This window comes from Akkermansiaceae bacterium, assembly GCA_024233115.1.
Lineage (GTDB): Bacteria > Verrucomicrobiota > Verrucomicrobiia > Verrucomicrobiales > Akkermansiaceae > Oceaniferula.
Genome location: JACKQB010000002.1, coordinates 385,552 through 410,081, shown reverse-complemented (window position 1 = coordinate 410,081; position 24,530 = coordinate 385,552). Strand labels below are relative to the sequence as shown.

General features: G+C 57.7%; 14 protein-coding genes and 2 pseudogenes. 3 read left to right on the top strand and 13 right to left on the bottom strand.

Annotation, left to right across the window (positions count from 1 at the left end):
• Positions 1–36: 36 nt before the first annotated feature.
• Positions 37–3,402 (bottom strand): glycoside hydrolase family 88 protein, encoded by a 3,366-nt coding sequence (locus tag H7A51_05920; GenBank protein MCP5535757.1) that lies wholly within the window; start codon positions 3,400–3,402, stop codon positions 37–39.
• A 280-nt stretch (positions 3,403–3,682) separates the two neighbouring features.
• Between H7A51_05920 and H7A51_05915 the strand changes: the two genes are divergently transcribed.
• On the top strand, positions 3,683–5,035 hold the full coding sequence (locus H7A51_05915; GenBank protein MCP5535756.1) for an alpha-glucosidase/alpha-galactosidase: 1,353 nt from the start codon (positions 3,683–3,685) through the stop codon (positions 5,033–5,035).
• Positions 5,036–5,044: 9 nt separating this feature from the next.
• On the opposite strand, the gene H7A51_05910 is transcribed toward H7A51_05915, so the two are convergent.
• The 11 genes and pseudogenes from H7A51_05910 to H7A51_05860 all read right to left on the bottom strand — a co-directional run bounded on the left by H7A51_05910 (position 5,045) and on the right by H7A51_05860 (position 20,241).
• A complete protein-coding gene (locus H7A51_05910) occupies positions 5,045–5,428 on the bottom strand; it encodes a hypothetical protein (GenBank protein MCP5535755.1) in 384 nt (127 codons plus the stop codon).
• A gap of 213 nt (positions 5,429–5,641) precedes the next feature.
• Positions 5,642–7,876 carry a hypothetical protein gene (locus tag H7A51_05905; GenBank protein MCP5535754.1) on the bottom strand — a complete coding sequence of 745 codons (2,235 nt, stop codon included), beginning with the start codon at positions 7,874–7,876 and terminating at the stop codon, positions 5,642–5,644.
• A gap of 135 nt (positions 7,877–8,011) precedes the next feature.
• Positions 8,012–8,806, bottom strand: a complete 795-nt coding sequence (locus H7A51_05900) for a PEP-CTERM sorting domain-containing protein (GenBank protein MCP5535753.1) — start codon at positions 8,804–8,806, stop codon at positions 8,012–8,014.
• Positions 8,807–8,899: 93 nt separating this feature from the next.
• The gene (locus H7A51_05895; GenBank protein MCP5535752.1) at positions 8,900–10,432 is read right to left on the bottom strand and encodes a FecR domain-containing protein; all 1,533 of its coding nucleotides are present in this window, start codon (positions 10,430–10,432) and stop codon (positions 8,900–8,902) included.
• Entirely contained in the window at positions 10,429–10,971 is a 543-nt protein-coding gene (locus H7A51_05890; GenBank protein MCP5535751.1) for a sigma-70 family RNA polymerase sigma factor, read from the bottom strand. Before H7A51_05890 ends, H7A51_05895 begins: the two co-directional genes overlap by 4 nt.
• Before the next feature lie 88 nt (positions 10,972–11,059).
• Positions 11,060–12,427, bottom strand: a complete 1,368-nt coding sequence (locus H7A51_05885; GenBank protein ID MCP5535750.1) for a tryptophanase — start codon at positions 12,425–12,427, stop codon at positions 11,060–11,062.
• 230 nt (positions 12,428–12,657) lie between these two features.
• Positions 12,658–12,738: pseudogene (locus tag H7A51_05880) on the bottom strand (PEP-CTERM sorting domain-containing protein).
• An 812-nt stretch (positions 12,739–13,550) separates the two neighbouring features.
• The gene (locus H7A51_05875; protein MCP5535749.1) at positions 13,551–17,000 is read right to left on the bottom strand and encodes a sulfatase-like hydrolase/transferase; all 3,450 of its coding nucleotides are present in this window, start codon (positions 16,998–17,000) and stop codon (positions 13,551–13,553) included.
• Positions 17,001–17,165: 165 nt separating this feature from the next.
• Positions 17,166–17,240: pseudogene (locus tag H7A51_05870) on the bottom strand (PEP-CTERM sorting domain-containing protein).
• An 863-nt stretch (positions 17,241–18,103) separates the two neighbouring features.
• The gene (locus H7A51_05865) at positions 18,104–19,720 is read right to left on the bottom strand and encodes a LamG domain-containing protein (GenBank protein ID MCP5535748.1); all 1,617 of its coding nucleotides are present in this window, start codon (positions 19,718–19,720) and stop codon (positions 18,104–18,106) included.
• Entirely contained in the window at positions 19,717–20,241 is a 525-nt protein-coding gene (locus tag H7A51_05860; GenBank protein ID MCP5535747.1) for a sigma-70 family RNA polymerase sigma factor, read from the bottom strand. The genes H7A51_05865 and H7A51_05860 overlap by 4 nt, the downstream gene beginning before the upstream one ends.
• 185 nt (positions 20,242–20,426) lie before the next feature.
• On the opposite strand from H7A51_05860, the gene H7A51_05855 reads away from it, so the two are divergent.
• Both H7A51_05855 and H7A51_05850 read left to right on the top strand, forming a co-directional pair.
• The gene (locus H7A51_05855; GenBank protein ID MCP5535746.1) at positions 20,427–22,484 is read left to right on the top strand and encodes a PDZ domain-containing protein; all 2,058 of its coding nucleotides are present in this window, start codon (positions 20,427–20,429) and stop codon (positions 22,482–22,484) included.
• A gap of 32 nt (positions 22,485–22,516) precedes the next feature.
• Complete coding sequence (locus H7A51_05850; GenBank protein MCP5535745.1) at positions 22,517–23,344, top strand: trypsin-like peptidase domain-containing protein; 828 nt, start codon at positions 22,517–22,519, stop codon at positions 23,342–23,344.
• A gap of 209 nt (positions 23,345–23,553) precedes the next feature.
• On the opposite strand, the gene H7A51_05845 is transcribed toward H7A51_05850, so the two are convergent.
• Positions 23,554–24,420, bottom strand: coding sequence for a helix-turn-helix transcriptional regulator (locus tag H7A51_05845; GenBank protein MCP5535744.1), 867 nt, complete (start codon positions 24,418–24,420; stop codon positions 23,554–23,556).
• Positions 24,421–24,530 lie beyond the last annotated feature (110 nt).

Sequence of the window (24,530 nt, the reverse complement as noted above, 5' to 3'; positions counted from 1 at the left end):
GGGGGGGGCTGGGGTTTGCGGTATTGGTAAACTCGCCTATTTTCGATCCTCGGTCATGCCGCAGAGATCAAGCCGGAAGTTAACAAAGCTGGTCAGCTCCCCACGGCACCAAAGAATGATGCGTTTTCCGCCTGGGTTGGCAGGGATGTTAGGACGTAGGTTGTCGACCGTTGAATTGCTGGTGATTGCAGTCCATTTCCAGGTTTTTCCATCGTCGCTGGTCGTGCCTTTGTAGAGTTCCCAGTGACGTTTATGATCAGCCTTGGAAACAAGTGGCTTGCCAGTAACGGGGTCGGCATTGGTGGAAATGACCACCGTGTCAGGATCATCGGGGTCGAGCGCGATGAGGCCTGTGTAATCGCTTTCCTGGGTATAAAGCTTGGTGCCGGCGTAAGCGATTTCATAAGCGTTCCACTTCCTGCCATCGAAGCGCGCATACCAGTAGCGGTGGTCGTTACAGGTTTCCTTGATCCGTTTGCCCCGTGATTGGGCACCATCCACTTGCACAGAGAATGCGGCGTATGGGTATCCCTTTTGATCGAGTTCCAGATCGGTTGTCCAGGCCACCTTGTCCTTGTCTCCTGCGAAAACGCGGGTAAATGACTGGGGGGTTAGGCGTGCTGGGTTTGCTGAGCCAGGCTCGCTGAGCACCTTGCCATCGGACTGGTGGAGCTTGCCCGCCTGGTAATAGCCGTGGTAAATGGAATTATCAAATGCCCTTGGGTGATCCTCAGTGGTGATGAAATGGATTTTGCTTGTGTTGTCCGATGCGTAGCGAAGGTAGGGGCGGGCACCATCGGTTCCTGTGTATTTCGGATGTTTGACGTAGTCACTTTTCGCCCAATGCAGGAGTCTCCATCCGGGTTTCCAGGATTGGCCAGTGTCGTCTGAGAATGTGCAGTTGGGATTGCGGCCATGGGTGCGCGAGAAGTTGTAGATACGGCCATGTTCTTCACTGAGCCGGAAAACATTGGAGTAACAGTAGCCGGCGCCAACATCGTAGGTCCTTTCCTTTGACCAGGCAGAGATTTGGCCTGCCTCGCTTGTTGTTCTCGATCGGAGGAGATGGTCGGAGCCGTGTTTTCCATAAACGGCGAGAATGCTGCCATCCGGGCGTTCCAACAGAGCCGCCACATCGTGGTCGTCACACTGGAATTGATCGTGGAGCTCGAAGTGCTCGGTCTTACCGGACTGCGGGTCCCATGAGGTCGCCCAGAGGTCGCCCGCATCGAGACCTGCAAAGCTGTCCCCGGAGATGCTTGTAAAGACGACTTTGCCATCTTTGGTGACAATCGCCCGGGGGGCCTGGTACCAACACCAGCCGCCGTTAGGCTTGATCAATGTTGCGCCGGGCACTTCATCAACAGGTGCTGGAGCCATCGGATCAACGGGTGGGCTGAGTGTATGGACTTTGAGTGACTGGTGATGATCCGAAAATGGTTTTTGGGTAAAGCTTGCGGCGAACGCGCCCAGGTAATCCTGCCACAACGTATCGCTGGTGATTTCGCCCTGGCCTTCCCAGCCATAACCAGAGAACCAGCGGATGTAGCCGGACTCGTCCGTGCGTGCGAGGCAGAGCGACTGCTCCTGTCCTTCGGCATCCGTATGCCGGATCATTTTTTCAACAGCAGCCGGATCGATGACGACGGCTTGCCCGAACCCAAGGCCATCGAGCTTTTCCCAAATGGAGAGAACGCCTGTTTTCAACGATGAAAGCGCCTGGGTTCCAGTGGCTTGATGTTTGAGGCCGATGGCAACATCCAACTGGGCGGGTATGCCATCGATGGTGAAGCGGGACTCCGACTGGAACAACCGCTGCCCCATGACCAGCGTAATACGTTTGGTTTCGCGCAGCTGCTTGCCATGGAAGGTGCTGGCATAATAGAGGTCGAAAATGGCACGGTCCATGGTGTGTGAGATGATTTTGTATCCCACATAGGTGTTTGAGTTATGGAGTTTGCCATTGTCCCAGACGGAAATGCCGCCACAGCCGCGGGTATTGCCCACCTTGTAGCCATCGTAGCCTTCACCTTGGTCCTGGTGGTAGCTTTTGCCCTTTTTCGTATGCAGGAGCGGAGTGGTGTCCTCGATATACCATTTATCAATAACCGGGTAGGGGACGCGCTTGAGCCAAGCGTCGAAGCCACTGTCCTCGGCTCCATCACGCAGGGCCGGGCCATAGGTGCGGAAGGCAATGAGGTCGTTTTCCCAGGCAAAGTCATCCGCGCGTTCGGGCACATGCCGGACCACGACACGTGGCGGTTCGGGGGCGTAGTGTGCAGGTAGTTTGACGCCGGTGAAATCGGCCAGGTTTTTGCGCCGTTTGGTGGGATCGACCATCCGGATGATTTCAGACCCTGCGAGCAGGAATGCACCCGAGCCATAGACCTCGGTGGATTCCGGCCCCGAGGCTCCAGGCTGGTCGCCTATTTCCTGCACGTAGCCTAACATCCCCGTCGGCTGGATATTACCACAAAGGGCGGTCCATCCTTTATCGACAGCTGGACGGAACTTGTCAGCCGGTAACAGTCCCCGGTTGAGTCCCCAGGCCATGCCGTAGACAAAAAACGACGAGCCACTTGATTCGCCAACAGCTGCCTGTGGATCGAGCAAACTCGTGCGCCAGAGGCCATCAGCATGTTGCAGCTTGAGCAAGGCATACATCATATCGTGATAGAGGGCTAGATAGCGCCCACGGGATGGATGGTCCGCTGGAAGATAATCAAGCATGTGGACAAGGCCACCCACGACCCAGCCATTGCCTCGCGCCCAGAAAACCTTTTTCCCCGTTTCGGTTTTCTTGCCAAAAAAGCGGTTGTCGCGGTAATAGAGACACTCGGCAGGATCGTAAAGAACGTCGGTACATGTCCACCACTCGCGGTCGGCCCAAATCAGATATTTCTGATCCCCCGTGATATGCGAAAGCTGGGTCCACGCAGCAGGCGACATAAACAAGGCGTCACACCAGCACCAGGTGAATGTGCCGCCACTAACAGACGCAGGCGGGCTGTCTTTCAGGGCGTTGATGATTTTTGGAAAATGGTCGATCGAGGGTGTCAGTCGCTCCATCCCCCCGTTGAGCTGGTAAAGCTCTAACCATGCTTGCAACACGGCGTGATCGTCAGCATGGGTGATACGGCGACCCGGACCGAACTTGGCCCTTTTCCCGAAGGTAACCAGGGAGTCCAGGTATTTCTGCTCCTGTGACACCTGGTGTAAGTTATACAGGCCCAGAAAAAAGGGTGCCTGTGTCCAGTCGGTGATATGATGCTTGGATGGATTGGCAATCTGCCAGTCGGCGACCCGCTTCATTTCATGAAGCACATTTTCGGCTGTGGGAGCGGCAGGCGACCACGCGCTGGAAGCTATCAGTGCGGCGACGAGAAGGTGGTGGAATTTCATGATGAGATGATCTGTATACCACGGATACGGCAGGTGCCTATGGCTCATTTCATCGGCAACAGAACACATGACAGTTGTTCATATATGGATAAAGCTAGGCTCGTTCATCGCCGCGATACCTGGGTGCCGCATAGGTAAGTCTGGGGGAGCTGGCTATTTTTTCCCGGGTCAGGCAGCGGCGTGGAGCAGAAACCAGGTGTCATTGATTACCAGTTAAAAATAGAGCTTTTCCAAAGCTGGTGATTCGGCAATTCTGAACCGGAAGCAACGACACAGAAACATGGCCAAAATTACTTTCATGGGTGCGGGCAGCACCATTTTTGCGAAAAACATCCTCGGTGACTGTATGGTGTCGCCCGCCCTGCATGACGTGGAGATCGCGCTCTACGACATCGATGCCCGGCGGCTGGATGAATCCTATCGGCTGATATCACGCCTCAACGAGGCGCTCAATGCATCGCGGGCGACCGTGCGCAAGTTCCTGGGAACCGACCAACGTCAGGCTGCGCTCGAGGGCGCCGGGTACGTGGTCAATGCGATCCAGGTCGGCGGCTATGAGCCGTGTACGGTGACCGATTTTGAAATTCCGAAAAAATATGGTCTGCGGCAAACCATCGCCGACACCCTGGGGATCGGGGGGATTTTCCGCGCCTTGAGAACCATCCCGGTGATGGATGATTTTGCGCGTGACATGCAAAGCGTCTGTCCCGGTGCCCTGTTGTTGAACTACACCAACCCGATGTGCGCGCTGACGGGATACATGCTGCGGCACACACAGGTCAAAACCGTGGGTCTCTGCCACTCCGTGCAGTCCTGCGTTTCCGATCTCTTCAAGGCGCTTGGGATCGAAAAGGAGGACAGGGACCCGGACGCCATGGTGCCCCGCATCGCCGGTATCAACCACATGGCTTGGTTGTTAGATCTGAAGGACGAAAACGGCAACGACCTCTATCCCGGGATCAAATCCCTGGCCAGGGAGAAGCTTGGCCGCTGGCGCGCCGCACCGAAGGAGGAGAAATCCACCGACATGGTGCGTCTCCAGATGATGCTCCACTTCGGTTACTACATCACCGAGTCGTCCGAGCACAATGCGGAGTACACGCCCTACTGGATCAAACGCACCCACCCCCATCTCATTGATGAGTTCAACATCCCGCTGGATGAATACCCGCGCCGCTGTGTCAACCAGATTGCCAAGTGGAGGGAGCAGAGCGAGAAGCTGCTCAGCGAGGAGCCGGTGCATGTGCGCAGCAAGGAGTATGGCTCGTATATCATCGAGGGAATCGAAACGGGGGTGCCGTTCACCTTTGCGGGGAATGTCCTCAACACCGGGGGACTCATTACCAACCTGCCGGAGAACGCTTGTGTGGAGGTGCCGGTTGTGGCCGATGCCCGCGGCCTGACACCGCAGGCGGTGGGGGCGCTTCCCGAGCAATGCGCCGCGCTGAACCGGACGAACATCAACAGCCAGCTACTCACCATCGAGGCGGCGGCCACCCGCAAGCGCGAGCATATCTATCAGGCGGCGATGCTCGATCCGCACACCGGCTCCGAGCTCTCGCTCGATGAGATGGTCTCCCTCTGCGACGACCTGATCGAGGCCCACAGCGAATGGCTGCCCGGATACCACTGAGCGGGCGGCTCAGTTGAGCAAGTCGGTGAATTTTTTGCGGCCGACCCACAGCAGGTAGGCGGACAGCACGGAGATGGCGACCACGGGAGGGGCGAAGACACCGCCGTGGCCCTTGATCATGATATTGATGACGATGATGTTGATGACGATCGGGCCGAGCACAAGCAGGCCGATGTTGCGTGTTTTGGGAATGGCGACGAGGATGGCGCCGGCGATTTCACAGACCTTGATGAAATCGAGGTAGCCGCTTTGGGCGATGGAGCCGAAAAATGCGGCGGCGTGCGGGCCGGACGGCCCTCCCTGCATGCCGAGAAAGTGCAGGAAATGGTTCAGGCCGAAGACGAGGAAGGCAAGCCCGAGCAGGGCGCCGGCAATGTTGGGTAGATGTTTCACGGTGGTGTTGGTTTTGTGTTGTAGGATTCCCAGACTACACGCCGGTGAACGCTTGCGCAAGCGGCATCGGCGGCGCATCAGTGCAGGTGTGGCATGGGAGGCGGGCGGGGGATGTTTATGGAGCAGGGTCGAGCCGCTCAACGCACCAACCAAACCAGAACCATGGGGAATGGAGTCATTTCATACTGCGCGAGGAAAGATGAGGCATTCCCTTCACGGCGTGATGCGCAATCTCAAGAAAACGCGAGGGTGGGAAATATCCGTCATGTCCCAAGGTGCGCGGTATTTGATGGTGGCGGTGCCGTCGTTGCTTGTTTCAGACTCAATGAAAACAGGCACCGTATCTAAATTCCAATTTACCAAGTCTTCCGAAACCTGGGCGGTTCCTTGGAAGTCGAGTGCATTCAAATTGCGCGGATATGAGAGGGTCAGATAGTCCATGCTGTCGATGGTTTCTATGCTCGGCGTCGGACGGTGCACGCTGATTCCACTTTTCGGATCTGATCCCATGTGATACTCGCCTAGGTTGTCGACACCATCATCGTCGTCGTCGTCCGTTTGTCCGCCTGATAGATTGTGGCTTGATGACCACTCTGCGTAGGTTTGCGGGTTTAGTCCCAGCATTTTGTAGGCCATGGATTTACCCAGGGCTAGTTGTGCAACGTAGTTGAGGTGGACTTCGTCAGTGGGTTTATGTTCGTCTCCGTCTTGTGCATGGGTCGGGTGCTCGGTGCTATTGGTTGGCACGGTGGCGGTGTTGGATTTTGCGAGTGCGGCACCTGAGTTTTCATCAAGATCGAGCTGGGCTTGGCGGACGAGATCACGACCGGGAAAGCGTGTGGCAACATCTCCGCCATCAGGGGCATAGGGCAGCACTTGTCCAAGGACGAAGCGGATGCCCGTGGGGCTGGCGTGGGCGGCGAACTGCTCGCGGATTCGGTTGATAAAGTGGTCGAGATTGGCGCCATAGTCATCAGCGCTTGTGTTAGATTCGGCGACATTCAATCCGTCCTTGGCATCCTGTTCTCCTTGTTGCCAGCACATGCCGTGGATGACGGGTTGCCAGCCATCGGCTTCCAGGGCAGCGATTCCGCTATTGAAGGTGTTGACCATCGCCGTGAACGAGCCGCCCCAGTTGGTGGTATCTGCCGTGTCTGCACCGGGTTTGAAATTGATTTCCAGACTGTTGCCACTGGCGGCATACTTGATGAATGCGATTTTTTCGCCACGGCAGAGGTCGCGCAGGCGTTCGCCGAAACCGATTTCGGGACCAAAGGTGGAACCGTTCGCCGGTTGAAGGTCCACCCATTGGCTGGCGATGCTGCTAGAAACGCCGCTGCCGGCGGCATAGAGGATGATCTCAGGCATGTCGAGCAACTCTGTAGGCAGCATGGAAGTGCGGGCCGTGCCCTGCATGTTGGATTGCCCGCTGAGTAAATAAACCGTGATCGGTCCCTTGCTGAGCGTCGCGGTGACCAGGGAGGTGGTGACCCTGGTTCCACGCGTTGCGGTCAGCGTCCAGGTAGTCGTGGCAGATGGTGTGAGGCTCGTCGTGCCTGTTGCCCCGACGCTGCCTATGCCCTGATCGATCGATACCGAGTCGGCATCGCTGACATCCCAGTTGAGCGTCACGGTGTCACCTTGATCGAAACTTGAGGGGGTCGCGGTGAAGGAATGAATCGTGGCCGGTGGTTCAGTAAGGGCAACGATTTGAAACCCGCTCAAGGTGGCGCGACCAGATACCGCGTCACCGGAAATGGTCAGCGTATCCCCGGTAAATTCCCCAAACACAGCGAAGTTGGCATCGGAAACCGCGGTGCCCGAAGTGGTCGCCGAGCTTGGTATCCAACCAATGACGCCATCGTTGTCCGTGTCGGCGTCGGTTGCCGAGGTGTCAGCCGTCCAGAATGCCTGGCTGGTTGTTCCGTCGGTCATGGTCACGGCGTAGGTGCGGGTAACGGAGCCGATATCAAATACAGCGTAAACTTTGTATCCGTATGGAGCCCAGGTTGCCAGACCACTGAGTGAGATGGTTTCTGTGTTGTTGAGATTGATGAAGCTTTGCAGCAAGCCGCCGTCTCCGGTGCTTTCTTGATTGGGAGAACTTGTGTTGGCGAAATTTGAGTAGAATGTGCCAGTCGAGGTGAGATCAACCCCTGAATCCGATCCCGAGGAATCATTGAGATCAATGTGATTGGCACCCTGGGTGGCTGAAGTAAAACTGCTTGGCGCGCCATATCCGGAGGGTCTGAGCAAGATGTTGTTCCACAATGCACCGTCGTGGGTAAGGGGAGCATTGATTCCCACGGTGGAGCTTTCTCCTGCATCGACGGAATTGGCGTCGTCCAGAGTAATGCCGAAATTGACGCTAATCGTATCCGCGAGGGCGGACGAGCAAACAATCAATACCGAGAGACAGAGAGTGAGCAGGGCGAAGTTTTGTTTCATGGCTATGAGGGATTGGGATGGCGAAAGGAAAAAAGCCTGACGAGAATCAGTTTCTCGCCAGGCTTTGGGTGAGGACACAGGGTCGAAGGGTGGCATGTTAGATGGCTTCCTGCGACGCACGTGTCACTCCATAACCTACTTGCGCCTGCGGATGACAAGAGCGAGGCAGCCGAGTCCCAGCAGGGCTGCGGAGGATGGTTCAGGCACAGGCAGCGCGACAACTTGGAAGCCGCTAAGGGCAGAACGCGATCCGTTATCGGTGCCTGAGATGGTGAGGGTATCCCCCGTGAAGGTGCCATAAACCGCCCAGTTGGCATCCGTAACCGCAGTTCCCGACGTGGTTGCGGTGGTTTGCTTCCAGGTCATGACTCCATCATTATCGGGGTCAGAGTCAGTCGCGGAGGAGTTGGCAGTCCAGTAGAGGGCACTGGTTACGCCATCGCCCATAGATATCCCATGCGTTTCATTTCCCCCGATATCAAACGCGGCGTAAACCTTGTAACCATTCGGTGCCCAAGCGGAGAGACCTGTGAGTGATATGGTTTCTGTATCGTTGAGAGCGAGGTAGCCTTGCATTAATCCGGCATCACCAGTCAAACCTTGTTTAGGTGAGCTGACGTTTGCATAGTTGGAATTCAACGTGCCACTGGATGTTAGATCGACACCAGCATCTCCCCCCGAGGAATCAATCAAATCGATGTGATTCCCTCCTTGGGTAGTAGTTATGAATACATCAGGAGCACCGGCGCCGCTGGCCCTGAGCTTAATATTATTCCATTTAGAGCCGTCTATGGCTTCGGTTCCAGTAATGCCAACAATGGATGTTTCACCTGAATCTACGGCTTGATTATCCACAGAGGCATCGGGTGAAAAATTCACACTAATTGACGCGGCGAAACCTGACGATGTCAGGCCCAGTAGTACTATCATTGTATTTTGTTTTATCATGTGCTATTTTGTTTTGTTTGTCTTCATTTTGTTTGGCGGATCCAGTCAAGGAGGAAAGTTGTTGGGTTTTGGAGGTTACGGCTGATGCGTCCGCATGATTTTTTTAACGTAACCTGGGGTGAGTGTGGCTCTGAAAACAAACAGCTCATCGATCATGCCGTTGAAACAAGCATGGTAAGGTGCTTGCAAAGGTATGTGATGAACACCCAGAATCATCGGTAATCCCTCTTTGGTTTCACGTTGATGAACTGCCTTGGAGTTTTTTGCACGCATCGCTGGCTCTTCCTCACCATCGACATAAAACCTGATGTCGGGATCTCCAGCTTGGTTTATGTTTCCTGGGTCCACTACGGCGACATGATGCCATTTTCCATCCGCGAGATTGCTTTGACCATCAAACCAGGTTTGGCCTAGTCCAAGTCTGAGCACAGCCCGTTTTGGGTGGGATTCATCCTTTGAGACACGGAATCGCCAATAGCCATTCCCGGACATTTTGCCCCATTCAACGATAGGCGCCCAGCCGTGTTGGTCGGTGGGGTGGATTTTGATCCAGCAGGCGACCGAACGAGGTTCACGCCCGAGGATACCCCTCCAATTGGTTTTCATGTGGTCCCCCTTGCCGTCGAATAAAAGCCCCTGACCATTTTTGCCAGGCACGATTCGTTGCGCCGCCGGTCTTGAGTCACTCTGAACGGGTTGGGCACGGATCGTTTTGACTGCAGGTAGTGACCCATCCGGTTGGAACGGATCGTCGCCGTCAAACGACCAATGAAGAAAGGGCGGTGGCTTGGGCAAAAAAGTGACAAAGGGAGTTTCCCTGCTTGGGATGGTGGCCAGGCGCCCCTGGGGGTCGATCCGGCGGGATTCACCGGCTTCAAGGGTCGCCGGTTCGCTATGCGGGCGTGTGGCTGTCACTGCCACTTTTCCCTTCAGGACATGCACTTCATCATGTGCTGCCGGTTCGGCCACCACGCCAAACTCGGTGCCCAGATCGACGATATTGAGATCCTGCGTTTTCACGGTGAATCCTTCGGCGCCCTTGGGGACTTGGAACCACGCGGTTCCTCTGCTGAGAAAGAGGGTGTCATCGTCATACAGGGTCATGTCGGCGGGTGCCATGATGATGGATTTGACGCCTGATGCGAATGTGAGCTCTGCCGTACCATGGGAAAGCTGGAGGCGGGAGTTTTTTTCCAAAACCAACCCCTCTGGTGCCTCGCTGGAGCCATCGTGGGTCAGCGCGAACTGAGCGCCGGGGGAGGTTTGAAAAGTCAGAGCAGGCTCTTTTTCCCGCACTGAGAACAAATGCATCGAGATCAAGCCAATGATCAGAATAGCAGCGGCGGAAAGCAGGCCGATACGGAGTGCGCGGCGTTTTTGCCTGCGGTCGATGTGCGTCACATCGATAACTTTGGATTTGCCGGGTTGCTGAGGAGCCGCGTTTTGAAGTTCCAGATCGAGTACGGTATGGAGATCAACGTATTCCATGTAGCGGAGCCGTGCTTCCCGGGAAGCGATGAGGTGCCGCTCCAAGTCAGCAAACTCCCCGGGCGACAGGTCGCGGTCGAGGGCGCGGGACAGGTTGGACTCAAAGACGGCGTTGTTCACGCGGCACCTCCTTCCAGGCCGAGGCGTTTGTTGATGCAGTTTTTCAGATTGGCGCGCAGTCGGCTGAGGCTGACACGCAGAGATGCGCGCGAGCGGCCGGTCTCGCTCGAAACTTGCTCCATTTCCCCGGTGGGGGAGTTGTAGCGGGCGTCGAGGAGTGCCCGGTCTTTTTCAGACAGTTTCTGCAGACAGTGATGCAGCGCGCTGCGTTTGGCTTCGAGGGTATCAGGCGCACGGGCCACTGATTCAGCGCTCAGGGTGCTTGCCAGTTCGTCGCCAAAGACGAGGAAGTCGTTTTTCTTCTGCTTTTTGCGGTAATCGAGCACCTTGTAGTAGGCGACGGTGCAGGCCCAGGCGCCGAAGTTCGTGCCGAGCTCAAATTGGTGCATTTTTTCCCACAGCAGGATATTGACCTCCTGCAGGATGTCGCGGACTTCGGAACACCCCGGGACCTGGGTGATGATGTACGCCCTGATCACCTCCTGATGATCGGTCAGGAGGCTTACAAATTCCTGCGTGACTCGCGGATTTTTTGGCATCTACTTGAATATGCCGGTTTTTACCCAGGCGTTAACAAAAAAACATGTCTCTCAGTGCGAAACCATCCGGCACGCGCCGCGCCTGGTTCTAGACGTAGTCAAATTTTGCGGTGAAATGGCGCAGGGCGTTCGGCTGCCAGGTTATTCTCATGCCTTTGATGCTGTCGCGGTTCCCAAAGACCTCGATGATGACTTCCAACAAAAAGTCCATGTGGCTCTGGGTGTATACACGCCTCGGGATGGCGAGGCGGACAAGATCCATGGGGGCGATGGTTTCGGTGCCGTCCGGTTTTTTGCCAAACATGACGGTGCCGATTTCGCAGCCGCGGATGCCGCCGTGGACGTAAAGCTCTGCCGCGAGCGCCTGGCCGGGGTATTGTTGCGGCGGGATGTGAGGCAGGAAAGAGCGGGCGTCCAGGTAGATGGCGTGGCCTCCGACAGGGCGCACGATCGGGACTCCGGCAGCGATCAGTCGGTCGCCGACATACTGGGTGGAGGCGATGCGGTAGTGCAGGTAATCCTCCTGGACAACCTCGTCCAGACCGATGGCGATGGCCTCGAGGTCACGACCCGACAGGCCTCCGTAAGTGGGGAAACCCTCCGTCAGGATGAGCATGTTCCGGCAGCCTTCCTCCCAGTTTTCATGATTCATCGCCAACCAGCCGCCCATGTTGACCAGGGCGTCTTTCTTGGCGCTCATGGTGCAGCCATCGGCGTAGGAGAAAATCTCGCGGACGATATCGATGATGGGTGTGTTTTCGTAGCCGGGTTCGCGTTGTTTGATGAAATAGGCGTTTTCCGCAAAGCGGCAGGCATCGATGAACAGGGGGATGCCATGCCTGTCACATACTTCCTTGGTTGCCTTGATGTTGGCCATCGATACAGGCTGGCCACCGCCGGAGTTGTTCGTGATGGTGATCATACACAGCGGGATGTTTGCCGCTCCTTTTTCCTGCATCAGCTCATCGAGTCTACCGATGTCGATATTGCCTTTGAAGGGGTGGTCGGCGGAGGGGTCCTTGCCTTCTGCGATGACCAGGTCGATCGCCTCCGCCCCCTGTGCCTCGATATTGGCGCGTGTGGTGTCGAAGTGGGTGTTGGATGGGACACAGTCACCCTTTTTCAACGCGACGGAAAAGAGGATTTTCTCGGCAGCACGTCCCTGGTGGGTCGGGATCACATACTTGAAAGGCATGATGTTGCGCACGGCTTTTTCAAAACGTGCGTAGGAGGGGCTGCCGGCGTAGGACTCATCCCCCTGCATGACTCCTGCCCATTGCTGGGCACTCATGCTGGAGGTTCCCGAGTCAGTCAGAAGGTCGATCAATACATTGTTAGAATCGAGGGAAAAGAGATTGTAATGCGCTTTCTCAAGGTAGCCCAGGCGTTCTTCCCGGGTAGTCATTTTGATGGGCTCGACGCTTTTGATCCGGAATGGTTCGATGATTGTTTTCATAGTGGTCGTTTGGAATGTTTTTTCGATGTCCGTTTTGATTGCAAACGGAGGATAAGTCGATGCCAATTTGGGAGGCATTGTCTTAGCCGCCGCCGCCTCCCTGGTTCTCGTGCCCACGGTCGATATCCCAAACTCCAAATACAAAAAAACACCCTGCGGCGGGTGCCACAGGGTGTGAAAGAATGGTTGGGACCAGAGCCTGCTTCCGGCGGCGCAGGACCGTGTCCTCCTTAGCCTTTACGGCGACGGAGGATCAGGGCGAGTCCGCCGAGACCGAGCAGGGCTGTAGAGGATGGCTCCGGGACCGGAACTTCCTGAATAATCAGTCCGGTGATCGAGCCGCGCTCGTCTCCGTTCCTGGGAAGGCCCGTGATGGTGAGTGTCGAGCTGGTCTGCTCCGCGCTGGTCCAGTAATTGCCGGTGGTGGAGGTGGTCACCGGATTCCAGTTGTTGCCCGTGGCGTTCCAACTGGTCAGGACGCCGTTGTAGGCGGTGGCGGTTCCGCCCAGGACATTCACGCCATTGACCAGGAAATCCCTGGTGATGTATGTGGAACCACCGGCTTGGTCCGAAGCCAGCAGCCCGAGAACGACATACTTGCTGTATGGTATGTCTGTCACCGTGATCGAAACGCCCGGGGCACCGTCGTCCAGATAGCCGACCGCCAATTTGCGCTCGTCGTTTGCGGTGCCGTCAGCATTGTAATAAACATTGGACGAGCTCCAGCTCAGGTCAGCAGTGGTGGCGGCGCCCGTGTCGTCTATCAGGTTGTTCTGGGTGCCGGTTGCCAACGAGCCGCTGCTGCGGTTGATGGTGTTATTCCAATTACTGCTGTTGATACCGGTGGGGCCGATGTTGGCTCCGCCTGCGAAGCCTTGGTTGGCGTCGTTCTCAGCGAAGTTGATGGCAATGCTGACCGCATGTGAAAAAGCCGTCGAGGCAGCGAGAGCCATGAGTGTGTGCTGCAGTTTCATGTGTTTTCCAGTGTTGTTGGTTGTATTTCCTTTAGAAAAAAATGAAGGATGTTTATAACAGTGGAACGGTAGCTCAGTGGCACACGTGATTTCAAGCGTGTTTTCCAAATTTTTAAAGCCGACGTGTCCTAAAAAACGTCACACCCCGGCTACTCTGCAACGGCGCGCATGAAGAGGCGGGGTTCGGTGGCGGAGGTGGCGTCGGTTTCCACGGTAACGCGTTCGAATGCATTGCCAAGGGTGGGGTGGGGGGCGGTGGAAAGCTCGGTGGCGGTGAGGGTGAGCCAGTCGCTGAGGTCGTTTGAGACCTGCATGCTGTAGGTGAGGTCGTGGGTGCCGGCTTTGCGGCGGGTGAAGGTGGCTTCGAGCTTGGCGCTGGCGGAGTTGTAGCTGGCGGTGACGTTCGGGCGGTCGGAAACGTGCGGGTTTCCACCGAAGGCATACTCGCCCAGCAGGTCAGTGCCGTCGGCGTCGGTATCGCTGGTCCATGCGGGAGGTGACGCTGCGTAGTGGCGGTAGAGCCATGCGGCGGCGGTTTGGTTGGTGTCGGCTGCGAGGATGGCGATTTCCCCGGCGGTTTTGGCGGAGTGACAGACGCGGACTTCGTCGATGTCGCCCTTGAAGTTGTAGGTGGGGTCGTGGCTGGAGGCACCGATGGCTGGAGTTCCTGAGGCGCTGGTGTTGATGGTCTGCGAGCTGGAGCTGCTGACGGTTTCAAGCACGCCGTCGACGTAGAGTTTGGCGGCGTTGACATTGGTGGAGCCGTTTTCGATGACCACGGCGACGTGGTGCCACGCGCCGTCGTTGATCCTGGTGCTGCCGACGATTGAGCCGCCTTGCACTTCCAGGCGCAGGCGTTGGTTGGCGGGATCGGCGACATCGAGACGGAAGGAAAAGCGCTCGCCGTCATTGTTGACTCCGTAGCCGAAAATGACTTGGTTTTCCACCCCGGAAGTGGCCGGGACACGCACCCAGGCGGCGACGGTGCGCGGGCTGTTTCCGGTGGGCAGGGTGACGCCTGTCAGGCTGACCAGGTCATCGACGCCGTCGAAGTTCAGAGCGTATCCGTGTTTGCCGGCGATATGCACAGGGGCGCTCACGTGTGCGCCGGGAATGGTGCCGCCGGCCTCGGCGACGGTGCTGCCGGAGGTTTCGTTGAGCGGAAACCAGAGATCCGCGGATGCCACGGTAACACTGACCGTGACCAGCGCGGTGGCGGTGTAGGTGCCGTCGGTGATGGTGTAGCTGAACTGGTCGGTGCCGAATTTTCCGGCGTCGGCGGTGTAGTCGATGTGCGTCCCGTTGATGGCGGCGCTGCCGAATGAGGGTGAGGTGACCGACTGGATGCTGAGTGGTGACGGCGCGCCGTCGTCGGTATCGTTGGCAAGCACGGGGATGCTGACCGGGGTGGTGCCGGAGGTGCTGGCGTTGTCCGGATTGGCGGTGGGTTCCGGGTCGGGAACGCCGTTGCGGAACAGGGCGCTTTCAGGCACGGTTTGCAGGGCGATGCCGGGGCCTGAGTATTGCAGGTGGATATCGTGGCTGCCGGTGCTGTGTTTGTAGAGAATGCGGATCGGGTGCTTGCCCGCCTTGAGGCGCATGCTGCCGGATTTGGCGGCCCCGCTGTGCTTGAAGTCGTCGTCGATGACATGGGCATCGTGAATCCACATCATGCCGCCGGAGGCGTTGGTGCCGACGCTGCTGTCGGTGGTCATCTGGAAAGTGTAGGTGCCGTCGGTGGGCACGGAGATGTAACCGGTGAACTCGAGCGCGATGTTATCGTCCCGGGTGCGTTTGCTGAGATCGAGGCCGGTGCTGGTGCCGCTGGCTGCGGCAGAGAGGCAGGCGGTTTCCGGCACCCAGTCCCAGGTGCCGGTGTAGGCTTTGAAATCGAGGCCGTTGACGGTGCTGGCGGGGGTGGCGGGCGGAGCGTTCTGGCTGCTCAGATAGCTGCGGGGGTAGTCGCCGTCGATACGCACTTGCAGCACCTTGTCCTTCATCTGCTGTTGCAGTGCCGTGTGGCTGGCGGCGAGGTCGTTCGTTTCTCCGGGGTCAAGATCGACGTCGTAGATGCGGAAGTTTTGCGAATGGCTGGTGACGTTGTAGCGCACGCCCTTGTAGCGAATGCCATCGGCTGGGTTGTCGAGGAAGATGGTTTGCAGTTCGTTGCGCGTCTGCCCCCGGTGCGAGGGGTCGAAGTCAGAATACGTTGGTGTGGAGTTGAATCCACCGGCGCGGTATTCAAAGTAGAGGTAACCCTTGTCGCGTTGTGTTCCCGTTCCGGTGAGTTCGGGCAGCAGCGAGACGCCGTTGCTGAATGCGGGAGGGGTGCTTCCAGCCGCGTCGATAAGGGTCGCCATCCAGTCGTGGAATGCGGACGGGCGGGTGGAGTTGATGGGAGTGCTGTTGTCGTTGTTGTCGATGTTGCCGGGCCACCAGGCGATGGTCGGCACGCGGATGCCCGCCTCCCAGTGGTCGCGTTTGGTGCCGTCCATGTTGCCGTAGGATTGGAAGTTGCGCGGGTCCTGTTCCGGGGCGGCGCCGATGCCGACGACGACGCTGCTGCCCTCGTGGTGCGGTCCGTTGTCCGAGGTGAAGACGATGATGGTGTTGTCATCGATATTTAAATCAGCGAGCAACCGCTTGATGTCGCCGATGCCGTTGTCGATGCGGCGGATCATGGAGCCATGGCGCGCGGTGGCTCCGCTGGCGTTGTAAGCCGAGAATTGCGGGTGGATGTAGGAGTTCACCGTGCCGCTGGCGGTATTGATCATGTTGCCGGCAGTGCCCAGCCACTGCAAGCCTCCGGTGAGGCTGTCGTTTGCGCCGCTGAATGACGGGTAGGCCTGGGTGGCGACTTCGAGCGCGGCATGGGGTGCGGTGTAGGTCAGGTAGAGAAAGAAGGGAGTGCCCGGTGTGGCTGCCCGATGATCCACGATCCATTTCTTGGCGCGGGCCGTAAACAGGTCGGTGCTGTAACACTTGTCGAGTCCGCTGGTAACATTCGTGCTGTTTTCCCAGATAATGAGTGGGTTCCCGCCGTTGTTGTCCTCTTTCGGGTAGTGGCGGTGGCCGGCGCCGTGGTCGAGGTAGCCGAAGAAGAAATCGAAGCCACGCTTGGTGGGGAAGGCATCAGCGGCGGCGGTGTATTGCGGCGATCCCTGAAGCCCCCATTTTCCGATGCACGCCGTGGTGTAACCGGCGCTTTTTAGCACAGTCCCCAGAGTGTGGTTGTCTTCCAGTGCCTTGTCGAAGCTGTTGTCGCGGACGTTGGCGTGGCCCTGGTCGCGGCCCAGAAGCAGTGAGCCGCGGGCAGGCGCGCAGACGGGGGCCGAGGTGTAGTGGCGGGTCATCATGGCACCCTCGCGGGCGAGGGTGTCGAGGTTCGGCGTATGAATATGCGCTTCTTCGGCTCCGTTGATCAGACCGTCGCCGGCGATGCCGCCGCCCGCGCCGTTGTCACGCGTGTTCTGGTGGAAGATGCCGAGGTCGCCGTAGCCGAGATCGTCGGTGAGCACGAAGATGATGTTGGGCGCCGCGCCGGCTAGGGAAGCGAAAGCGAAAATGGTGGCGAGGCTGGAAAAAAATGTGCGTTTCATTACAAATAAGGCGGGGGGTACGTAGGAGGGGTTTTCAAGCCCTTTTTCAATTGCCCAAGAGCTTGAAAAGCTCTTCCACTAGAAAAAAAACGCCCCGTCGGAGCGGAATCCGACGGGCGTGGTAAGACATCTTGCATGCAGGGTCTGCCAGATACCAGCGGAGCCCTACTTGCGGCGACGCAGGATCAGAGCAAGACCACCGAGACCGAGAAGGGCTGCGGAGGAGGGCTCCGGGATCGCGGTGATCTGGGCAGCGCTCAGAGCTGTGTTATGGATTTGAACGAATTCCATTGACCCCGTGAACACGCGGTTCCCTGTATTGTTAAGCTGATAACCAAAACTCACGTTATCGTCTGCCGCTGTGCCAGTGGTGAGGTTAATCGTGTGATCTGTGCCGCCTGTGACATTGTAGATCGTGCCGTCCACATAGATGTCAAGGTCTTGAAAGCTATCGCCGGTGCCGCTGTCGAAAATAGCGGCAACACGGTGTGTGGCTCCATCGTTGAGGTTCAGAGTGCCCAAGTCTAGCTCAAAGCCTGCTCCAGCGTTCATCTCGATGCGGAAGTTACCGTTGGCTTGCGCAAAGAAACGAATGTCTTGGCCTCCTGTCACCCCGTTACCTGGGTTGTAGGCAACAATGGTCTGATCACTATTGGCTGATGTAGTGAACTCAGCGACGATTGTAAACGAACCGGTGCCGCCAAGTCCGCCAGCAGTCTCGGCATCAAAGCCACCCGTTCCGGTGAGGTTGAGTTTGCCTCCGCTAAGCGTGGCTCCGCCATTGAGAGTGCCTGCTGTCGAGCTGACGCTGTCATTGGCGTTGTTGAAGTCCCAGTTCGCGGTGATCGCGGCCTGGCTTGTCATCGTCGCCGCAGCGGCAAGGCCGAGGCTGAGTAGTGTTGTTTTCATGTGTGATGTATCGTGAATGAGTCCGGATTCGTTCCTGACATTGCCACATGGCGGAAAACTGCGGAGTATTACGCGGAAAAAGAATTTTTTTTGGAAGGGGGGTGCAAATGTGCTCCGCCTGAAAATATGCAAGCCCGCGCGGTCTCCGCACCAGAGCCGACGGAAGAATCCAGGAGGTGGTCGGAAAGCGCCTCCTACCGGGGTGCTGTGTTGCCCAGGTAAAGATCGTTGATCTGCTGCGGGGTGAGGGCAGCGGGGAAGATGTAAACCTCGTCGAGAGCGCCTTTGAAACCTGTGCTGAGGTGGTCGTTTTCCAAGCGCCTGCCCATGTAAGTGGGCAGGGATTCGTCGGCGATGAGGCTGGTGTTGATTATTTTGGATTTTGACGCGGTGATTTTTTCGAGTTGGCCATCGACGTAGTGGCGGATGTGGGTGGCGACATCGGTGGACTCGCCGCCGAGATAAACCACGGCAATGTGGTGCCAGCGGCCGTCGCGCAAGTCGGTGGAGCCGATGACGTATCCGCCGCCGAATTCCGTGCGCACGGCACCCTTTTGGCCGCCTTCGCGGTGGGCGTCCACATTCCAGGTAATCTGCCACTTGCCGCCTTCTTGTGCATCGGGTTTTCCCCAGGCGACCATGGAGTAGGCGTGGTTGACCGGGGTGTCCGGCGCGATTCTCACCCAGAATGCGACGGTGCGGGACTGGGCGCCCGCGATGCCGGGGAAGCCGGAGGAGAGGAATGCGCCGCGGCCGTTGAGCTGGACGGCATTGCCAAAGCGGCCCTTGATGAAGTCCGCGCTGGCATTTTCCGAGGTGCCGGGACGGGCGAGAATGCTCGCGCGGAAATCAGAACCGGCGTGGTCACCTGTTTCTGCGGTTTGCTCTTGCTCGGCATGGTCCATCGGCCAGTGCAGGTAGCGGCTGGGCGGCTGGTCCATGGGCGATGGCAAGTCGGCGGCGAAACTCAGGATGGAATGTCTTTCATGCGTGCCCGTCAGGATGTGGTCGTCTGCGAGGCGCAGGGACTGGTCCTTGCTGAGCATTTTTGCGAGCTGGGGGTTGGCGCGCGGTGTGGCCTCGACAAGCCCCCGGATCACATGCACCTCGGTGGAGCCGTCCCCGGCGACGGCGACGGCAAAGGAGCTGTCCTGGTCGGAGAAACTGGACGAGGGGGTTTCCAGCACAAATCCGGCGGCCTGTGAAGGGATGTGGGTGGTGGCCTTGCCTGCCAGCAGTCTGGCGAGGAAAGGGGAGACCAGCTCCAGCTCGGCGGGCCCCTGGAGAATGACGCGGGCGCCGGAATCCAGGCAGATTTCGGCGGTGCCGGAAAGGAGGTGCATTCTCCCGGGGGGTAACCACGGGCTGTCCGGGCGGTCGGATTCCCGCCACTGTGCCTGCCGGGATTTGGTCAGCCTGGCAATGGGAGCGCCAGCGGAAACGGGCTGCCGGGGGAGGGATGCGGCGGGTTCCATGGCAACGGTGTCACCCTGACCGGTGGTGCCCCGGTAGAGGGTGACGACCATGAGGATGGCGAGCGCGGCTGCCAGCGAACCCCACACCATGGGCTGTTGATGCCATCGGACCCGGAGTTTCCTGCGGCTGGCTGTCGTCGGAATATGCACCGGAGAGAGTTGGTTCTCCCGGCAGCCCAGCTCCCATTCCAGCCTGCCGTGGATCTCCGCCTGCCGGCAGTAGTGGGCCAGGGCGACCGGGTCGCTGCGCAACACCCGCTGTAGTCCGGCAAACGCCTCCGGGGTGGTGCTGCCGCCGAGCAGGGCGTCGATTTGCTCCATGGTCTCGCGTGTCATGCCGGACCCCCTTCTTCGATGAGTTTGCGCTCGATGCACTGCCTGAGGGCGTTGCGCAGGCGGAAATAAAGCTGTTGCAGGGCACCCTCACTGCGTTGCATGTCCTCCGCGATCTGGCGCACGGTTTGCCCGTCGGTGTAGCGAAGGTGAATGAGGCGCCGCTGCTCATCGTCAAGCTCGGTCATGCACTGCCTGAGCGCGTGCTGGCGCCCGGCCTGGTCGGTTTCCACCTCCACCTGGTGCCTGGCGATGGACTCCAGGATGTCGGAATCAAACTGCAGCCAATGGTCGCGTTTTTGCGCCCTCAGTGCCTCGAGGGTCTTGAAATGGGCGATGCGGAAGGCATAGGCCTTGAAATTGGTGCCCGGCTCGAATTCCCCCGCTTTTTCCCAGAGCACGATGTTGGTCTCCTGGAGCACGTCGTCGGCCGTGACACCCGGCGCAATACTCCGGATATATCCACAGATCGCCGCCTGGTGTCGGGTGACGAGTTGTAAATATTCAATGTTCAGTTCGCTCATAGCCGGTCTCTTCATACCACAATGGCAATTTTTACGAGAGTATTATACATTATCTAACCAACAAGGGCGATGATAATTTTGATTCCCAGAACTAAAATGTTAAAATACTAAACAAACAGCACCCTCTTTGACGCTGAGGGTTCACCAGGGGCTGGCTTCCATCCATGCTTCTAAATACGCTATCCATGAATCATCACATTGTTACACTAGGTTTTCTCTGCTTCGGAGGGTTAGTCCTCTCTGGTTTCCCAGCCTCCGCCCAAGAGGCGGCCCCGGCCATCGTTGCTGCTGATCGCGCGGATCAAGCCGTGATCGATGCCGCCATTGCCAAGGTCTACCCGTCACTGGCCCGTATCCATGTGATCATGGAGACCCCCAAAGACGGACGCATGCAAAAGGCCGGTGGCACCGGCTCCGGAACGATCATCCACCAGGACGGCTATATCCTCACCAATCACCACGTGGCAGGAAACGGCACCCGCGTCTGGGTCCGCCTTGCCAATAAAACCAAGGTCGATGCCACCGTCGTCGGCACCGATCCGCAGACCGATCTCTGTGTGATTAAATTGAACATGGACCAGGTGCCCGACAGCATGAAGCCACTCCCGGTGGCCAAGTTCGGCGACATCGGCACGCTCTCAGTCGGTGATACCGTGATGTCGATGGGCTCGCCTGCCGGTGTTTCCCAGTCGGTCACCCTCGGTGTGGTCGCCAATATGGAAATGATCGCTCCGGGTAATTCCAACGGGCTGAAACAAGACGGCGAAACCGTCGGTGACCTCGTGCGCTGGATCGGTCACGATGCAGTGATCTATTTTGGTAACAGCGGCGGTCCGCTGGTAAACCTGCGTGGTGAAATCATCGGGGTCAACGAAATCGGCCTTGGTTCGCTCGGTGGTGCCATTCCAGCTGATATCGCCAAGTATGTGTCCGACGAGCTCATTGCACACGGTCGGGTGCGTCGTTCTTGGAGTGGCCTCATTACCCAGCCACGACTCGAGTCGCGGAAAGAAGGGGCAGGTGTCCTGGTTTCCGCGGTGGTTGAGCATTCACCGGCCGACCTGGCCGGGCTTCATGCGGGGGACATCATCACCCATTTTGACGGAGTTGAGGTTGATGCAACGGCTCCCGAGCACCTGCCTCTGTTTAATCGTGTGGTGTTAGGCACTCCGGTAGGAAAGGAGGTCGAAGTGAAGTTCACAAGGGGTGGCAAGGAGCAATCGGCTCGACTCAAAACCGTCGAACGCTCCAAGGCCAAGGGCAAGGATGTGGCCCTGGGTTCATGGGGGGTGACAGCACGCGACCTGACCGTGCGAAGTGCCTTGGCCCTGAAGCGCGACAACACAGACGGTGTCCGTGTTTCCAGTATCAATAAAGCCGGTGCCGCTGCTTCTGCCAAGCCCGCCCTCGCTCCCGGCGATCTGATCCTCACCGTGAACCAGGAAAAGGTAAGGGGGCTGGCGGATCTGGAAAAAATCACCAGTGCCCGGCTCGCCGGGAAACAGGGTGGGGTGGATACCATGGTGGAGTTCGAACGCAATGGCCAGCTTCTCGCCACCGTCGTGGAGCTCGGCAAGGAGCCGAACAATTCCCAGTCCGCCGCCGCCGAGCATGCCTGGATCGGTATTGAAACCCAGGTCATCACCCCCGATCTCGCCGGGCTTTTAGGCATCAAAGGTAAAAAGGGAGTGCGCATCACCCAGATCATACCCGGCTCAAAAGCCGCCGAAGCAGGATTTGAAAAAGGCGATCTCCTCCTGAAAATGGACGGTCAGGTGATCCGGGCCGAGCGTGAGAGTGATACAGACGTATTCGACAGTATGGTCCGCGAGTACCCCAGCGATGAAACCATCGTCTTTGATGTCGTCCGCGCCGGCCAGGCGAAGAAAATCAAGTGTGCGCTGGAGCCAGCTCCCAAGTCCGCCAGTGAATACCGCAAACTGATCAACAAAACCCTCGAGTGCACACTCCGGGCTCCGGCAAAAGACAATGCCAGGGAAGCCGAGATCAATGACGGCATCTACGTCGATAGCGTCGAGCGGGCAGGCTGGGCATCGCTGGCCGGCTTGGCGGGCGGGGACGTGATTCTGACCATCGATGGAAAAAAAGTCACCTCTCTCGAGATGCTCGAAAAAGAACTCGCGCAAATCGAGGCCAGGAAAAACGATTACATCGTTCTCCTCGTCAAACGTGGAAAACTAACCCGGTTTGTGGAAATTCACCCGATCTGGGGGACGAAATGATTATTCTCAACAACGACCTAACAATAAACATCATGAAGCTAACAAAAATGATTAAAACCATCGCTGTCGCCGGGCTGAGCCTGTCTGCAACAGTCGCCGCCCATGCCGATAATAAAGAAGCTGCCCGCAAGGTCTTTGCCGATAATGTACCGTCTGTTCTGGGGGTGCGGGGCCTGCTTAAAATCGAGGCCAGCATGAACGGCCAGCCTGCCGGTAGCCAGGAGAAACAACTGACCACCAATGGCGTTGTTGTCGCGGACGGTCTGGTCGCCGTCGCCTACCGCACCATCAAGCCCGATCTGTCGGCCAATATTGCGAGCCGCCCCGGCCTGAAGCTCGAAAGCGATCTTGCCGAGATCAAGGTGCTCGATAGCAGTGGCGAGGAATACGATGCCAAGCTCGTGCTTCACGACGAAGACCTCGGCCTGGCCTTTGTGGCAATCGATCCCAAGGGGGACAAAGCCAAGGATTTCAAAGTGAAAGCCGTGGATGTTTCCAAGGATGTCGAAGTCAAGCACCTTGATGAACTGGTCGGTATCGGTCGTCTGCCCGAGAATATGCGTTCAGAGGGGCGTGTGAGCCTCGGCTCGGTGGCTGCGATTGTGACCCGCCCCCGCACCCTCTACATTGTGCAAGGGGTCGCCATGAGTAACCCCATCTTCACCCAAGCCGGTGAATTCATAGGCCTGACTGTCGCCCTGAAGGACTCAGGCGGCGCCCCGGTCTTGATACCCGCCAAATATCTCCGTAAAGTGCTCGATCAAGCCAAGGCCAAACAAGCCGAGCTTGCCAATGCCCCCGCGAAGGAAGAGCCGAAAGAAGACAAGCCTGCCGAACCCAACGAGCCCAAGGCCGAGTAATTCATTTTTATAACGAGCTGAAAGTGCCCACATGCGAGAAGGCATGTGGGCACTTTTTTATTGTTGAGGGCGGCGAGCCATCGCCGCATTTGCACCACGGATGATGTGATTTCCCGCAGCACGTCGCCGGTGAAGGATGGTGGTTGACGAAGGAACACACAAGCCATGCCAAAGGGGGGACAGCTCTCCGCACCAAAAGCACCGCGGTTTCACTCCCCTTGTTGATGGGCCTTCCTGCGGTATTCGGATGGACTCAGTTTGTTGTTTTTACGGAACCGTTTCGAGAAATAATAGGGGGAGGTAAAGCCGCATTTTTCTGCAATGAACGATACGGGCGCTTCGCTGTTGGCCAACATGCTTTTGGCCATGCTGATACGCTGTTTTTCCACATACTCCATGGGGCCGCAATTCATGTTGACGGCGAAAATATGGGAAAACCTTGATGCCGACAAACCAATCGCCCCGGCAATGCTTTTGGCACTCAGCGGGGCTGTGATGTTCTGGGCAATATATTGAAGAGCCGTGGCAACACGGTTGTCCAGGTGGTCCAATCTGTTGTCAGGGTGGACCTGGTAAATGAGCCGCAGGAGTTCCTCGAGCACTAACAACGAGAGTGACCGGTTGCGGATGTAGGTGGAGTCAAAGTATTCAACACAACGGTCACACGCCCCCAGGATTTGGCGGTTGAGGGTCTCATGGCCGTCCCATTTGATGATGCTCGGCCCTAGCCCGGACGCAGGCCATTGCAAAAAAGGCAACATCGAGATTTCCGGAAAAAAGTGAGCCCAGAATGTCCGGCCTGACTGGTAATCTCGATGCAGCATACTGTCCTGCCGCATGTGGGGCGGGTACAACACCGCCTGGCCGGGTGAGAGGGTCACGGGCATGTCGTCATCGGGGCAGATGATATAGCGGCCTTCGAGGACGATCATGATGTGCCAGTCGGGCGTTCCGTCGGGGCGCAGGGTGCGGCGGCGATAGGGGGAGTCTTCGCTTTCCCCCTCCTTGGGCACGGCTTTGCCGTATCCTACCCGGAGACGCAAGGCTGCTTCGTAAGGTGTCGTGGTGTGTCGCATGGCTTACTGCAAATCGGGATGCGTTTGATACTGCTCGGGGCGGGGAAAGTTGTCGAGTAAAACAGCCGTGGGTTTACATTCAGCGAAAAGAGGATGAAATGCCAAATGTT

What these genes read in the sequence shown, in the direction of transcription:
- H7A51_05920 (MCP5535757.1), bottom strand. Translation starts at nt 3,402, where the DNA reads ATGAAATTCCACCACCTTCTCGTCGCCGCACTGATAGCTTCCAGCGCG.
- H7A51_05915 (MCP5535756.1), top strand. Translation starts at nt 3,683, where the DNA reads ATGGCCAAAATTACTTTCATGGGTGCGGGCAGCACCATTTTTGCGAAA.
- H7A51_05905 (MCP5535754.1), bottom strand. Translation starts at nt 7,876, where the DNA reads ATGAAACAAAACTTCGCCCTGCTCACTCTCTGTCTCTCGGTATTGATT.
- H7A51_05900 (MCP5535753.1), bottom strand. Translation starts at nt 8,806, where the DNA reads ATGATAGTACTACTGGGCCTGACATCGTCAGGTTTCGCCGCGTCAATT.
- H7A51_05890 (MCP5535751.1), bottom strand. Translation starts at nt 10,971, where the DNA reads ATGCCAAAAAATCCGCGAGTCACGCAGGAATTTGTAAGCCTCCTGACC.
- H7A51_05885 (MCP5535750.1), bottom strand. Translation starts at nt 12,427, where the DNA reads ATGAAAACAATCATCGAACCATTCCGGATCAAAAGCGTCGAGCCCATC.
- H7A51_05875 (MCP5535749.1), bottom strand. Translation starts at nt 17,000, where the DNA reads ATGAAACGCACATTTTTTTCCAGCCTCGCCACCATTTTCGCTTTCGCT.
- H7A51_05865 (MCP5535748.1), bottom strand. Translation starts at nt 19,720, where the DNA reads ATGACACGCGAGACCATGGAGCAAATCGACGCCCTGCTCGGCGGCAGC.
- H7A51_05860 (MCP5535747.1), bottom strand. Translation starts at nt 20,241, where the DNA reads ATGAGCGAACTGAACATTGAATATTTACAACTCGTCACCCGACACCAG.
- H7A51_05855 (MCP5535746.1), top strand. Translation starts at nt 20,427, where the DNA reads ATGAATCATCACATTGTTACACTAGGTTTTCTCTGCTTCGGAGGGTTA.
- H7A51_05850 (MCP5535745.1), top strand. Translation starts at nt 22,517, where the DNA reads ATGAAGCTAACAAAAATGATTAAAACCATCGCTGTCGCCGGGCTGAGC.
- H7A51_05845 (MCP5535744.1), bottom strand. Translation starts at nt 24,420, where the DNA reads ATGCGACACACCACGACACCTTACGAAGCAGCCTTGCGTCTCCGGGTA.